This is a genomic window from Candidatus Tisiphia endosymbiont of Parasteatoda lunata (genome assembly GCF_964030955.1).
Taxonomy (GTDB): domain Bacteria; phylum Pseudomonadota; class Alphaproteobacteria; order Rickettsiales; family Rickettsiaceae; genus Tisiphia.
In genome coordinates, this window is sequence record NZ_OZ035003.1 from 2,093,647 (window position 1) to 2,107,435 (window position 13,789).

Genomic DNA, 13,789 nt, shown 5'->3' on the forward strand with positions numbered 1-13,789 from the left:
GCGAATACCAGCTATTTAACTCCTGAGAATTTTTGTAGTGGTGATAGCTGTCCTCACTGTTGTAATGGCAAACTATATAATAGTGAAGCTAGAAAATTGCTACAATTTACAGGTAATGCTCCAATTACAGTCAACAGATATGTAAAGAAAACGCTACGTTGTAATGCTTGTGATTATATAGTTATGAACAATAAAAATATCAACAAATGGACAAATAGTAGCAGAAGTGCAATAGTGTTACAAAAGACCTATGGTACTCCTTTCTACCGTTTATCTAGGCTGCAAAGTTTAAGTGGTGTTCCTGTGGCATATAGCTCGCTCTGGCAACAATATTTAGATGTTTGGCAAGAAGGTGGTGGAGCTGAAATTTACGGGGTATTATTGGAAATGGCTGCCGAATGTAGTTCACTGAACCTTGATGATACTAGAGCTAGGATTTTAGAAATTACTATAGCCAATAAGAAATTACGTACTCAAAATAAGAAAGGACGCAGCTGTTATACTACTACAATATGTGCTAAGACTGCAAATAATGAGGTGATAGTTTTATATTTTACCGGTAATAGGCATGGTGGAGAAAATATAGGTAACGTACTAAAGAATCGTAAGAATAGAACAGATTCTATCCAATTAATGACTGACGCAAGTAACAATAATAACCCGGTATTATCAGAAGCAGATCAAGAATTACTGGCAATAATAGTGATGATCAATTGTTTGTCACATGGTCAGAGAAAATTTACAGAGAATGAACTATATTACCCTGAAGAATGCGGATATTTTCTCAAACAAACACGAGGGATTTACCACAATGAACATCAATGTAAAGAGATGAGTCCTGAAGAAAAACTTGGGTATCATCAGGAACATAGCAGTAAATATATAGAAAACATATATAACAAAATAGACGAATTATTTAACGACAAGAAAGTTGAGCCTAATAGTAGGCTTGGACAAGCTATGAAATATTGGATAAATAATAAAGAAGGTTTGACCCAATTTTTAAAAATCCCAGTTAGCAATCTTGATAATAATTGGGCTGAGAGATCACTGCGTACCATTATTTTACAAAGGAAGAATTCATTATTCTTTAAAACAATCAATAGTGCTGAGATACATAGTGGTCTGTATAGTATAGTAAAGACTTGTAGTGAGAACGAGATCAATGCCTTTAAATATTTAAATTGGCTACAAGAGCAGAGTAGCAAAGCAAAGAAGCGTCCTGCGAATTATACGCCTTTTGCCTATGCAAGATATATGAATAATACGGAATTAATCGAGACAGCAGCTTAAACGACAGGAAGCCAATCATTAGAGAATTTGGCAGAACTAGGATCACCATTATGAATAAGAATGTGTAAGGTTCTATAACAAATTTGATAAGATGAATTATCAGATGGGAAAAGTTTTGCGGTAAATTTACCTTTGGATAGGCGTTTAGAGCATAGCCAAAAGCCTTGACCGTCAAAGGACAAAATTTTAATGGCAGTTCTGTTTTTATTATAGAATAAAAACAAGGAACCATTAAGAGGGTCAGAAGAAAGTTTTTGTCTACAAACAGCGATTAAGCCATCGATACCCTTGCGAAAATCGATGGCAATAGTGGCAACAAAAATAACTGACGCCGGGGTTAGTTGCAGCATAAAAATGTCTGAATTATGGTTTTTGGTTCTAGTGTTTGGATAATAAGTTTGGTACCATTTGGTTTAATAATGTGACAAGTATAGTGATTTTGTTTGGGGGCAGCTACAGGATCGGTATCTATAGAATTTAATAGTTGAAATGGGAGAAAATTAATATTTTGTTGTAGAGCTTGATTTGAAGTTGAGACAGGAGAAGTTTTGAGGGTAGGCTCATGGGCTTTTTTAATTGAACTGATTGTTGCTTTATTAATATTAAGATGTTTAGCTATCTCTTGGTAAGAATAATGATGGAGTAATTGGTAAACTAATTCCTTTAGATGGTTTGGTATAGGATCAAACTTATTAGTTTTAGTTTGACGCCAGGCTTTAAATTGCTGAGCTACTTGCTCAATAGTAATTGATGGTATTTGCATAGTATGAAACCCAAATGTATAAAAAATTCATACTAGCAAAAACATTAGATAAAGTTATGCAGTTTTGCTGCAGGTATACAGTGCAGAGCTTAATATTACGGCATGAATGCCTCATGTATGTACTAACTTAAAAGTTAGAAACTATTTGTGTATGGCTCATTTAGAAAGTGTCACAACACAAAAAAATATATCTGTGAAGTGTAAGATTTTGTTAAAAAATATCGAGTCTGTCCTATAGTTTGTGTAAGTTGCAAAGAAAGCAGTAAGAGATTACTGTAAAAAAAGTAACTTAAGCAAGCAAGGAGGAATTATGGCTAAAAAATTAGATACAGATAAAGATACATTAGACATCAGTAATCAGCTAGTAGAAGAATTATTATCAAAAGCAGATCCATCGGAGTTATTTGGTCGAGATGGTTTATTTCAACAGCTAAAGAAGCAAATAGTTGAGAAAATATTAGCAAGTGAGTTGGATCATGAATTAGGATATTCAAAACATAGCAAGATGCCAAAAGTAGATAATAATCGTCGTAATGGTAGCTATGAGAAGACAGTAATTGATGGGGATGGTCGTAAGCTGACAGTAGAAGTACCAAGAGATCGGGAAGGAGAGTATAATCCTCAATTAATACCAAAAGGGCTGAGGAGATTTAATGGATTTGATGAGAAAGTGATATCCCTTTATGGTCGCGGTATGACAGTCAGCGAGATCCGAGGGCATTTAGAAGAAATATATCAAACTGATGTATCTGGTGACTTGATATCCACCATAACAGATGGGGTGATAGAAGAAGTAACTAGGTGGCAAAATCGTTGTTTAGATAGGGTGTATCCAATATTATACTTGGACTGTATCTATGTAAAATCTAGAGACAATCACATAGTAATAAATAAAGCAGTATATTTAGCACTTGCTGTAAATATAGAAGGGAAAAAGGAGTTACTTGGCATTTGGATAGGCAAAAATGAAGGTGCTAAATTTTGGATGCAAGTAGTTACTGAGTTAAAGAATCGAGGAATTGAACAAATTTATGTTGCTTGTGTGGATGGTTTAAAGGGCTTTCCAGAAGCTATAAGCAGTGTATTCCCGAGTACTATAGTACAATTATGTATTGTACATATGGTTCGCAATTCAGTAAAGTATGTGTCATATAAAGATTTAAAAGAGGTCACATCAGATCTAAAACAAATTTATACAGCTAATAATGACGAAATGGCACGTTTAAAACTTCAGCAATTTGGTGTAAAATGGGATAAAAAATATCCGGTAATTTCTGATATTTGGCAACGTAATTGGTCTGGGATAATACCGTTTTTTGCCTTTCCTGAAGAGATCAGAAAGGTAATTTATACTACTAACACTATAGAATCTGTAAATCGTCAAATTAGAAAAATTATCAAAAATAAGGGGGTGTTTCCAGATGATAAGTCAATTCAAAAAATAATATTTTTATCCCTACAAAATGCAGCCAAAAAATGGACCATGCCTATTAAAGATTGGTCTTTAGCTTTAAATCAATTTGAAATACTTTGTGGAGATTTTAAATATGATTTATTGGAAAATAAAAAATGAACTTACACAAATTAAATGATTGACTCAAAATATCCTATCTTTTCTTGATAAGATATTTAAAATTTATGTTGAAACGACGCACTGCAAGTGCGGGGTTTTTCTCCCAAAGTGGGACAATAAACATCATGTGAGTGCTTGATATTCTTAATTTGTACCGTTGTATCAGCAATTATCAATTCCAAATCTTTTTTTTTAATTGTGTTAGTTCTTATTCCAACTCTTATCAACTCTGCTAATATCTCGTTATATCCAGATTCACCTAATAAATTACAAAATCTTCTTATGCTAGTTTCCGACATCGCTATATCTGTTTCTATATATTCCCACCCACAGAAATATTGCCAATACATGTTTTCTTTTAGTTCTTCCTCTGCTAATGAATCTGAAAAATTATACATTGCTTGTAGCATCGTTACACCAAGCATCACTCTATGACATTTTCTATTTCTACCAAATCTCTTAATAGAAACATTTTTTGATAACCATTCTTCTAGACCAGACCAATTTATTAATTCTCTTAATTTATATAGCTTATTATTTGAGTTTAATTCTTCTTTTAATTTATAACCAAAAAGTTTTCCTTGTTTTTGTGATTTGATAATATTTTCTATTGGCATATTGACTGAAATCCATAAGGTTTATTAGCATATTTTAACATTTTCTTATGGATTTCTTTATTATTTTCTGCCATTAAACCCTATTATCTATAAGACTTATAGAGTTTTGCCGGACAGACTAGCTAATCTAACTCGCGAAAATTCTGATGGGTCTAAATTGATTCTACCAGTTATACATCCCTTCAAAATCTCTGTACAAAAATCCTTAGTTACTGCACCAGATGTTTTACTCTCCGCATAGAAATTCATTACAACTAACGTGAATTCGGGATAAGGATATTGTGAACATGTAGATTAAAATCAAATTTTGTTGCAGGTTTATTTTTCTTTAATGAGTAAGCAACAAGAGTAGATAATATATGGACAAAGGAATTTATTGGTGATCTATGTCTAGTATGTTCAAGGTTCATTTTATTTTTTAGATAATCAAAAACTGTTTCAATTAAGTTACGCTTTCGAAGTAAGATTTTTTCTTTCAAATCCATTAATTTATTTTCCATATTCTTCTTAATTCCATGAATCATTTTTAAGCCTCTTTCATATAAATTTAAGAACAAATTTTGCTTAATATAACCTTTATCAGCTGCTATAATTCCAGTTAATCTTTTTGTTAACTCCGGTACTGGAACCCTATCATCTACATTGCCTTTGGTCACTTTTAATGCCATAAACTCCCCTTTATAGTCACCTTTTTGGTTAAAACCCCCAGCTTCAGCTGGGAAAGACTTCAGTCCTTGTTCTAATATTTCAATTCACTATAACTTGAATATATGATATTTTAATATACATGAAGAGCTTGCTCTTATGTATATTAAAATATCATATATGACAGATTATAACAAGACTAGCCACACTGTATTTTACCATCGCTTTCATGTTGTTTGGATCACTAAATATCGCTACAAAGTATTGCAGGGTAACTTATAAGAATTAGGATCAGAGAGATAGCACAGGCATTAGTAATATCTCTTTAGAGTAATAGCGACTTCCAGTCTAGATATCAACCCACCAGCTTCAGCTGGTTGTTATTGAGTATTGATTATTACATGTAATTTAAAACCATAAAAATACCCCATAGAGGATTTACTATGTTTGGCTAATCCTTTAAAAACTTTATTGCTATAACGCCTTTTATTGTGACAAGCTTTAATCGTTGTAGAGTCAATAAAATAAATACCTGTTTCCTCACCAAACAACAAATGAATCAACATATTTAGCGGTATGAATAATCGTGCCATTAATTCAACAAATCTATTATAACTCAAGGCTTTGGGAAAATCATCCTTATGCATGCACTCTATATAACTTTTATAGAAAAATTTAAAATTCTTAGCATAGGATGTATGAAACATAATTATTATTGTTAACATTTCACTTAGACTCATGCTACAACAGCGATTTCTTTGCTTATTTGATGGTAATAACTTTCTCTGTTCATACTCCAAATAAATTTTACAAAAATCATCTATAAAACTATATAATTCTGTGATATCTTTTCTCATGCCTGTAGTTTGTTTTTTTGTTTAAAAATATAAATACTGCAGGCACTCCTTTTTGACAATCCTTTTATCTATTACTATTTCATCTATATCTTATCCCGAACTGACGTAACGCATAAGAAAGCAAAGCCAAAAACTGGTTTAAATAATATTCAAAAAATTGCTGAAGAATGACGGATAGATAAATTTATCAACCTAAAATTAGACGGCAACCAAATAGTGGTTGAAATTGATCAAGATAAGAAAAAAGAGTTATTTTCTCTTGATGGTTGTTATGCGTAAATTACTCGCTTTTATGCACTCTATTGTCAAAAATAATTCTTCTTGCAATGAAAATTTATGTTAAGTTACTATTTCTTATTGACTTCCATTACGGATGCTGGGGTAAGTTATATTGAACTCATGTTAACTTTCAGTGTTGTTCTCTTCTATAGCCTCATCTACTTTACTATCCTCTAGTTTAAACTCAAGCAAATTAATTGAACCTATATGTATACCATTATCAGAAAACTCAATATCAAATTTCACCTTTTCATAAGTTGCTAATTCATTATCATCTGTCTTAACTACTCCAGATAAAGAAGAATCAACAGCTTTCTCAATGAGAGTTTTGACCATTTTTTTAGGTAATAACAAATTGTTAGGAATCAATTTATCGATGATATCATGGTAATTAGTCAATTCAAAAGATAATTTACCTTTTGGTAACCTACTATCAAAAAATTGTAAAAACCCTACCAAATCTACTTGGGCATTATCATCACAAGAAAAAACTAAACGATCGATATTTAGATTTCTAATAGAATTTGTATCTTTACCCTGGCTAGTAGCAATATTGATCAGTGTGGCTAAATCAAGCTGTGCTGTTTTGAAATTAAAAAAATCTTCCCCCGCAGAGTACAACAAACGTAATTGTAGAGCTATATTTTCACCGTCCTGAGATTTTGCCTTATTGATTAAGAAAACTAAATCAGCAATATTAAAAATTTCCTTATCTTCCTGAATGAAGGATAATAATTTATTGTTAACTTGCAGAAACTTTACGATAGATTTTAAACTATCTCCATGGGATAATTTATATATAGGTTTATTAAATTTAACTAGTGCTGTAATATATTCCTTGGACTGAACACTATACTCTACTAATTTACCATCAAAATTCTCTTGTTGTTTTATTCCTTGTTTTCCTAAAATCAATCTAGCTTTTTTAAAACTAAAATCAAACAAAAATGTCATTTCCTCAGTAGATATTTCTTTGGAATTAACATGATCGATAAATTTCATTTTTGGCTCGACTAAATGAATTTGAAAGCGAATAGGAAAGCCAGAAACTTTGATTTGGTTATAAGATATTTTAGTATTATCTGTCTCTGAATTCTTTATAGTATTTACTATATTGCTTTTGATAGTATAAGCAATGCCAAACCATATTATGGTGTAAATTAAACAAATAAAAAACAAAATTTTACGTATCACTCTATATACTCAATTATAAGTTAATATTACGGGTAGCAGATGGCAAGCGAACCCTTATACCGTCAAGTTCTTCACTAACAATAATCTGACAACCAAGTCTTGAAGTATGGGTAAGACCAAACGCTAAGTCAAGCATATCTTCTTCTGCTTCAGAAGGATTTTTTAATTTGTGGTAAAATTCCTCATCTACAATAACATGGCAAGTGGCACATGCTAGTGATCCTTCGCATGCACCTTCAAGATCAATGTCGTTTTGATGAGCAATTTCCAAAATAGACAATCCGAGAGGGGCATCCACTATTTTTTCCGTACCATCTTTATCTATAATAAAAATTACTTTAGGCATTAATTATCATTACCTCTTATCTTATTTTATCAATATGCTTACCTTTCAGTAAGTCTAAAGTAGCATTATTTAATCTCTCAAAAAAGAAATGCTTTGTTATAGTCTCAAAAGTTTTGCTACATTCTATAATGTAATCACGATCATTTGAATCTATTGCTTCTTTCAGAGTGTTAATTACAGTATCAATTTTTTCCATTTCATTCTTTGCAAGAATATTCGGCGTTTCTCTAATAGCATTTTCTATATTATAAATCAAAGATTTTGTATCAATAATTGTTTCCTGCAACAATTTCTTATTATGATCACTGGCAGCATTTTGATAAGCATTTTCTAGAATTTCGGTAATTTCACTTTCATTTAAGCCATAACTTGGTTTTATTTCAATGTTATGTGATATATTACTATTTTTTTCTAGAGCTGATACTGACAAAATACCATCTGCATCAATAGAAAATGTTACTTCTATCCTCACTCCACCTGCTTTCATTAGTGGTAATTTTAGTTCAAATCTTGCAAGTGACCGACAATCTTCTACCATTTCTCTTTCTCCCTGTACCACATGCAACTTCATAGAAGTTTGGTTATCTACATAATTGGTAAACTCCTTAGTAACCGATATCGGTATGGGGCTATTACGAAGAATGATTTTCTCAGTAATACCACCATTTAATTCGATACCAAGTGACAAAGGAACTACATCAATTAATAAGGAATTAACATTTGCTGAAGTTAGATTCTCTGCCTGCAGGGCTGCTCCCCATACTACCGCCTTATCTGGGTTAATATCCGAGAAAATAACAGTATTAAACGTTTTTGCTAAACTTCTACTAATTAAGGGTATGCGAGTTGAACCACCAACAAGGATGATACCTGAAATATTAGGATTCCCTGCATACTCTAGCGTATCTTTGGTAATAGCTATTGTACGTTCTACCAATGGTGATATTAATCGTTCAAAATCCTCTATATTTAATTCTAATATCTTCTCTTCATATATAATACTACATTTATTTTGACCACTAAGTGTTTCTTTAGCTTTTTTTGCTAATTTTATTAATTTGCTAGATTCTAGTAATTTATATTTATCACAAAAATGCCTCATCACTAAGTGGTCAATATCATCACCACCTAAAATATTATCTCCACCAGTGGCAATAACCTGAAGCACACCGGTTTGCATATTGAGAATTGATACATCAAAAGTCCCGCCTCCTAGGTCATACACTAAATAACATCCACTACTTTCTTTATTTAAACCATATGCATAAGCTGCTGCTGTTGGCTCTGCAATTAACCTTAGTACTTCAAAGCCAGCAATTTTTGCTGCCAGCATTACTTCTCCTCTAGCAGCATCGTTAAAATGTGCTGGCACGGTTATTACAGCTTTTTTGACTTCCGAATTCAATTTTTGAGTAGCCTGTTTCTTTAAGTACAAAAAGATTTGTCCGGCAATTTCTGGAATCGTCAGTAATTTTCCAGCAAACCTTATTCGTAAAATTTCGCTATCTAAATCAATATAATCTTTCACTAAGGCAAAAAGTGCCGGATTATTTTGTATATCAGATAATTTTTTACCGAAAAGTCTTTTAATAGAACGAAAATTATCAATTATATTATCATTGCCAACAATAAAGTCTTTACCATGAAATGCTATAACTGATGGTATAAGTTCTTGACCATGATCATCTATGATAATTTGTATTATTTGTTTATTTGATAAAGCAATCAATGAGTTAGTTGTACCAAAATCAATACCAACTGCTATATCCTTATCATGTTCATGCTGGTTAGAAGAGCCAGCTTCGCTAATTTCTATTATTTGCATGACTTGATTTTTAGTTGAATATTATTAATTAAATTTTTAAGGTATTTAAATTTTATGGTAATATCAAGAGCGTTTTGCATATTTTGATCTTGAAATGCAGTAGTTAGAGATTCAATAAGTTTTTCTTTTTCAAGGATTTTGTTATTTAGCATATGCTCTAACTTAGTTAATTGTTGAGTAGTTTCAACAAGCTCTAATTCACTCCACACAATATTTAATTGTTCCTTTGAGATACCTTGCCTAACCGTTATTTCATCCAAGACTATATTGTTTAAAAGTAGAAGATACTCAGCTCGTGCTAAATCATCTTTAAGAATTGAATAAGCTTTATTTATATCAATAGAGAGAGCCAAATTTTCTTGCCTCGCATTGTTAGTTTTAACTCTATCTGGATGATATTTTGATTGCATAGCAAAATATTGACGATCCAATATATTTAAGTCAATATTATATTTTCTTTCTACACCTAATAACTCAAAATAACTGCTCATAATCACTTCTAGTAGATCAATTATCAAACCATGCCCCTGTGATTATATACTAGAAACCTCAGTTTTGGATTAAAATTTTTAATTTTAATCTAGAACTGGCTAGAATATCAGAAAAATGCATTCTTGAAGCGGCTGGCACGAATGCATTTTAAACCTTTCTAAAGCTAAAAACATGATTTTAAAAGATTAAAATCATGTTTTTAGCAAAATATTAATTTAACAATCAGATGCAGAGCCGTCTCAAATCTGATTGTTTCGATAATTTCACCGAATTTGGGATAAGAATTGACAAATTCTTATCCCAAATTCGCGTATATAGATAGCATAGTAAAGTATCAAATCTATTAAATCTTACGTATCACGTCAGTTCGGGATAAGATATAGATGAAATAGTAATAGATAAAAGGATTGTCAAAAAGGAGTGCCTGCAGTATTTATATTTTTAAACAAAAAAACAAACTACAGGCATGAAAAAAGCAGGAGTTTCGCAGTTAGCAAAATTGCGAATCAGCTAAAAGGCATCTAATGTTGTTCTGAATTGATGTTTTTATAACTTCCCAAGTTTGTTGATATAAAGTAATTTTTTCATTTATCCTCCTTTTGTTCATATCGAGCCAAGCAAATACGGCAAGGCAAATATGATTTCTCTGAGCTCGACCCGTGCGTGCCTGACAGCGTTCAATACCACAAGTTTGTTTTAATTCTCGATGATAAACTTCTATAGACCACCGTGCCTTAACAATTTTCTCTATTTGTTCACGTGTTGGATTTTCTAAGTTAGTTGTTATGTAATCAATGCGACCATTTTTTGCCACAAACTTAAATACCGTAACCCAACCGTATCCACGTAGGTGAATTTTTAGTCCCTCATCAGGAATCTCTAAACTTTCTAAGCTAACATTATGATTAACTTTTCTATTTTTTCTTAGGTTACTAACCCATGTCCAACCTAAATTACGTATATGTTTCAAATTCTCCAAACCGCTATACCACGCATCCATTACTACTGCATCAGGATTGATCCCTCTTTCCTTAGCTAAAGTAAGCATATCACAAAAATGCTCATTCTTTGTTTTTCCATCAGTTTCTTTATCATATATTCTATAATCTACAGGGGTAGATTGATCAGTTTTAGCATTGTAATGCAGTAAGTTGACCATCCCTATACCAGGTATAACATCATGTACAGCTCCAGAATATTGATAATGTACAAGCTCAATTTTCTTACTGTATTGCTTTGACAATAACGTGTCATCTCCCACTAATAAACAAGAAGCTTCCCTATCAATATATTTTGACACTTCTCTGTAGATCCCGCTAGGGCGGAAATCCTTACTATTTAACCATCGACTTGCACTATCATGAGATAGGTTTATTGGACTTACTTCAGATAATGCTTTACCACTATATCTTACGCTACTTGCTTGTAAAAATGATTTATATAAGTCTTTGCTACATTTTGATCTTGCCATGCTTAACTAAAACTCTTTCTTGCTAGATTAACATATTTTTTGCTAAGTGCGAAACTCCTGTTATTGTTAACATTTCACTTAGACTCATGCTACAACAGCGATTTCTTTGCTTATTTGATGGTAATAACTTTCTCTGTTCATACTCCAAATAAATTTTACAAAAATCATCTATAAAACTATATAATTCTGTGATATCTTTTCAGGAGTTTCGCAGTTAGCAAAATTGCGAATCAGCTAAAAGGCATCTAATGGAGTCAATCATTTAATTTGTGTAAGTTCATTTTTTATTTTCCAATAAATCATATTTAAAATCTCCACAAAGTATTTCAAATTGATTTAAAGCTAAAGACCAATCTTTAATAGGCATGGTCCATTTTTTGGCTGCATTTTGTAGGGATAAAAATATTATTTTTTGAATTGACTTATCATCTGGAAACACCCCCTTATTTTTGATAATTTTTCTAATTTGACGATTTACAGATTCTATAGTGTTAGTAGTATAAATTACCTTTCTGATCTCTTCAGGAAAGGCAAAAAACGGTATTATCCCAGACCAATTACGTTGCCAAATATCAGAAATTACCGGATATTTTTTATCCCATTTTACACCAAATTGCTGAAGTTTTAAACGTGCCATTTCGTCATTATTAGCTGTATAAATTTGTTTTAGATCTGATGTGACCTCTTTTAAATCTTTATATGACACATACTTTACTGAATTGCGAACCATATGTACAATACATAATTGTACTATAGTACTCGGGAATACACTGCTTATAGCTTCTGGAAAGCCCTTTAAACCATCCACACAAGCAACATAAATTTGTTCAATTCCTCGATTCTTTAACTCAGTAACTACTTGCATCCAAAATTTAGCACCTTCATTTTTGCCTATCCAAATGCCAAGTAACTCCTTTTTCCCTTCTATATTTACAGCAAGTGCTAAATATACTGCTTTATTTATTACTATGTGATTGTCTCTAGATTTTACATAGATACAGTCCAAGTATAATATTGGATACACCCTATCTAAACAACGATTTTGCCACCTAGTTACTTCTTCTATCACCCCATCTGTTATGGTGGATATCAAGTCACCAGATACATCAGTTTGATATATTTCTTCTAAATGCCCTCGGATCTCGCTGACTGTCATACCGCGACCATAAAGGGATATCACTTTCTCATCAAATCCATTAAATCTCCTCAGCCCTTTTGGTATTAATTGAGGATTATACTCTCCTTCCCGATCTCTTGGTACTTCTACTGTCAGCTTACGACCATCCCCATCAATTACTGTCTTCTCATAGCTACCATTACGACGATTATTATCTACTTTTGGCATCTTGCTATGTTTTGAATATCCTAATTCATGATCCAACTCACTTGCTAATATTTTCTCAACTATTTGCTTCTTTAGCTGTTGAAATAAACCATCTCGACCAAATAACTCCGATGGATCTGCTTTTGATAATAATTCTTCTACTAGCTGATTACTGATGTCTAATGTATCTTTATCTGTATCTAATTTTTTAGCCATAATTCCTCCTTGCTTGCTTAAGTTACTTTTTTTACAGTAATCTCTTACTGCTTTCTTTGCAACTTACACAAACTATAGGACAGACTCATCTAATGTTGTTCTGAATTGATGTTTTTATAACTTCCCAAGTTTGTTGATATAAAGTAATTTTTTCATTTATCCTCCTTTTGTTCATATCGAGCCAAGCAAATACAGCAAGGCAAATATGATTTCTCTGAGCTCGACCCGTGCGTGCCTGACAGCGTTCAATACCACAAGTTTGTTTTAATTCTCGATGATAAACTTCTATAGACCACCGTGCCTTAACAATTTTCTCTATTTGTTCACGTGTTGGATTTTCTAAGTTAGTTGTTATGTAATCAATGCGACCATTTTTTGCCACAAACTTAAATACCGTAACCCAACCGTATCCACGTAGGTGAATTTTTAGTCCCTCATCAGGAATCTCTAAACTTTCTAAGCTAACATTATGATTAACTTTTCTATTTTTTCTTAGGTTACTAACCCATGTCCAACCTAAATTACGTATATGTTTCAAATTCTCCAAACCGCTATACCACGCATCCATTACTACTGCATCAGGATTGATCCCTCTTTCCTTAGCTAAAGTAAGCATATCACAAAAATGCTCATTCTTTGTTTTTCCATCAGTTTCTTTATCATATATTCTATAATCTACAGGGGTAGATTGATCAGTTTTAGCATTGTAATGCAGTAAGTTGACCATCCCTATACCAGGTATAACATCATGTACAGCTCCAGAATATTGATAATGTACAAGCTCAATTTTCTTACTGTATTGCTTTGACAATAACGTGTCATCTCCCACTAGTTAACCACTCTGCACTGCAAGTGCAGAGCTTAATATTACGGCATGAATGCCTAATGTATGTA

Annotated in this window: 16 protein-coding genes; 3 read left to right on the forward strand and 13 right to left on the reverse strand. The window is 32.2% G+C overall.

Annotation, left to right across the window (positions count from 1 at the left end):
- The first annotated feature begins 96 nt into the window (after positions 1–96).
- A complete protein-coding gene (locus AAHN00_RS13040; RefSeq protein WP_342270935.1) occupies positions 97–1,293 on the forward strand; it encodes an IS66 family transposase in 1,197 nt (398 codons plus the stop codon).
- On the opposite strand, the gene tnpB is transcribed toward AAHN00_RS13040, so the two are convergent.
- Both tnpB and AAHN00_RS13050 read right to left on the reverse strand, forming a co-directional pair.
- Positions 1,290–1,643, reverse strand: a complete 354-nt coding sequence (gene tnpB / locus AAHN00_RS13045) for an IS66 family insertion sequence element accessory protein TnpB (protein ID WP_341752109.1) — start codon at positions 1,641–1,643, stop codon at positions 1,290–1,292. The two genes, AAHN00_RS13040 and tnpB, sit on opposite strands and share 4 nt — an antisense overlap.
- Positions 1,631–2,056, reverse strand: a complete 426-nt coding sequence (locus AAHN00_RS13050; protein ID WP_342271013.1) for a hypothetical protein — start codon at positions 2,054–2,056, stop codon at positions 1,631–1,633. Before AAHN00_RS13050 ends, tnpB begins: the two co-directional genes overlap by 13 nt.
- 106 nt (positions 2,057–2,162) lie before the next feature.
- Here AAHN00_RS13050 and AAHN00_RS13055 point away from each other — a divergent pair, with 106 nt between their 5' ends.
- Positions 2,163–2,294: a hypothetical protein gene (locus tag AAHN00_RS13055; protein WP_342271517.1), complete on the forward strand. Its 132-nt coding sequence runs from the start codon at positions 2,163–2,165 to the stop codon at positions 2,292–2,294.
- A gap of 72 nt (positions 2,295–2,366) precedes the next feature.
- Complete coding sequence (locus AAHN00_RS13060; RefSeq protein WP_342270914.1) at positions 2,367–3,629, forward strand: IS256 family transposase; 1,263 nt, start codon at positions 2,367–2,369, stop codon at positions 3,627–3,629.
- A 56-nt stretch (positions 3,630–3,685) separates the two neighbouring features.
- Here the strand turns inward: AAHN00_RS13060 and AAHN00_RS13065 are convergent, their stop codons facing one another.
- The 11 genes from AAHN00_RS13065 to AAHN00_RS13115 form a co-directional block, all read right to left on the reverse strand.
- On the reverse strand, positions 3,686–4,246 hold the full coding sequence (locus tag AAHN00_RS13065) for a transposase (RefSeq protein WP_342271518.1): 561 nt from the start codon (positions 4,244–4,246) through the stop codon (positions 3,686–3,688).
- A 254-nt stretch (positions 4,247–4,500) separates the two neighbouring features.
- Complete coding sequence (locus tag AAHN00_RS13070; protein WP_410521394.1) at positions 4,501–4,914, reverse strand: transposase; 414 nt, start codon at positions 4,912–4,914, stop codon at positions 4,501–4,503.
- 357 nt (positions 4,915–5,271) lie between these two features.
- Positions 5,272–5,748, reverse strand: a complete 477-nt coding sequence (locus tag AAHN00_RS13075) for a transposase (protein WP_342271519.1) — start codon at positions 5,746–5,748, stop codon at positions 5,272–5,274.
- Between the two features lie 402 nt (positions 5,749–6,150).
- The gene (locus AAHN00_RS13080) at positions 6,151–7,221 is read right to left on the reverse strand and encodes a hypothetical protein (protein ID WP_342271520.1); all 1,071 of its coding nucleotides are present in this window, start codon (positions 7,219–7,221) and stop codon (positions 6,151–6,153) included.
- Between the two features lie 13 nt (positions 7,222–7,234).
- Complete coding sequence (locus AAHN00_RS13085; RefSeq protein ID WP_341751628.1) at positions 7,235–7,567, reverse strand: ferredoxin family 2Fe-2S iron-sulfur cluster binding protein; 333 nt, start codon at positions 7,565–7,567, stop codon at positions 7,235–7,237.
- A 16-nt stretch (positions 7,568–7,583) separates the two neighbouring features.
- Positions 7,584–9,392 (reverse strand): Fe-S protein assembly chaperone HscA, encoded by a 1,809-nt coding sequence (gene hscA, locus AAHN00_RS13090; RefSeq protein WP_342271521.1) that lies wholly within the window; start codon positions 9,390–9,392, stop codon positions 7,584–7,586.
- The gene (hscB, locus tag AAHN00_RS13095; protein WP_342271522.1) at positions 9,383–9,910 is read right to left on the reverse strand and encodes a Fe-S protein assembly co-chaperone HscB; all 528 of its coding nucleotides are present in this window, start codon (positions 9,908–9,910) and stop codon (positions 9,383–9,385) included. Before hscB ends, hscA begins: the two co-directional genes overlap by 10 nt.
- A gap of 464 nt (positions 9,911–10,374) precedes the next feature.
- Complete coding sequence (locus AAHN00_RS13100; RefSeq protein WP_342271025.1) at positions 10,375–11,355, reverse strand: transposase; 981 nt, start codon at positions 11,353–11,355, stop codon at positions 10,375–10,377.
- A 22-nt stretch (positions 11,356–11,377) separates the two neighbouring features.
- Entirely contained in the window at positions 11,378–11,503 is a 126-nt protein-coding gene (locus AAHN00_RS13105; protein ID WP_342271523.1) for a hypothetical protein, read from the reverse strand.
- Between the two features lie 129 nt (positions 11,504–11,632).
- A complete protein-coding gene (locus AAHN00_RS13110; protein WP_342270914.1) occupies positions 11,633–12,895 on the reverse strand; it encodes an IS256 family transposase in 1,263 nt (420 codons plus the stop codon).
- An 85-nt stretch (positions 12,896–12,980) separates the two neighbouring features.
- Positions 12,981–13,724, reverse strand: coding sequence for a transposase (locus AAHN00_RS13115; protein ID WP_342271524.1), 744 nt, complete (start codon positions 13,722–13,724; stop codon positions 12,981–12,983).
- Positions 13,725–13,789: the final 65 nt, after the last annotated feature.

Coding starts and splice junctions, on each gene's coding strand:
- tnpB (WP_341752109.1), bottom strand. CDS start 1,643: ATGCTGCAACTAACCCCGGCGTCAGTTATTTTTGTTGCCACTATTGCC.
- AAHN00_RS13050 (WP_342271013.1), bottom strand. CDS start 2,056: ATGCAAATACCATCAATTACTATTGAGCAAGTAGCTCAGCAATTTAAA.
- AAHN00_RS13055 (WP_342271517.1), top strand. CDS start 2,163: ATGCCTCATGTATGTACTAACTTAAAAGTTAGAAACTATTTGTGTATG.
- AAHN00_RS13060 (WP_342270914.1), top strand. CDS start 2,367: ATGGCTAAAAAATTAGATACAGATAAAGATACATTAGACATCAGTAAT.
- AAHN00_RS13065 (WP_342271518.1), bottom strand. CDS start 4,246: ATGCCAATAGAAAATATTATCAAATCACAAAAACAAGGAAAACTTTTT.
- AAHN00_RS13070 (WP_410521394.1), bottom strand. CDS start 4,914: ATGGCATTAAAAGTGACCAAAGGCAATGTAGATGATAGGGTTCCAGTA.
- AAHN00_RS13075 (WP_342271519.1), bottom strand. CDS start 5,748: ATGAGAAAAGATATCACAGAATTATATAGTTTTATAGATGATTTTTGT.
- AAHN00_RS13085 (WP_341751628.1), bottom strand. CDS start 7,567: ATGCCTAAAGTAATTTTTATTATAGATAAAGATGGTACGGAAAAAATA.
- hscA (WP_342271521.1), bottom strand. CDS start 9,392: ATGCAAATAATAGAAATTAGCGAAGCTGGCTCTTCTAACCAGCATGAA.
- AAHN00_RS13100 (WP_342271025.1), bottom strand. CDS start 11,355: ATGGCAAGATCAAAATGTAGCAAAGACTTATATAAATCATTTTTACAA.
- AAHN00_RS13110 (WP_342270914.1), bottom strand. CDS start 12,895: ATGGCTAAAAAATTAGATACAGATAAAGATACATTAGACATCAGTAAT.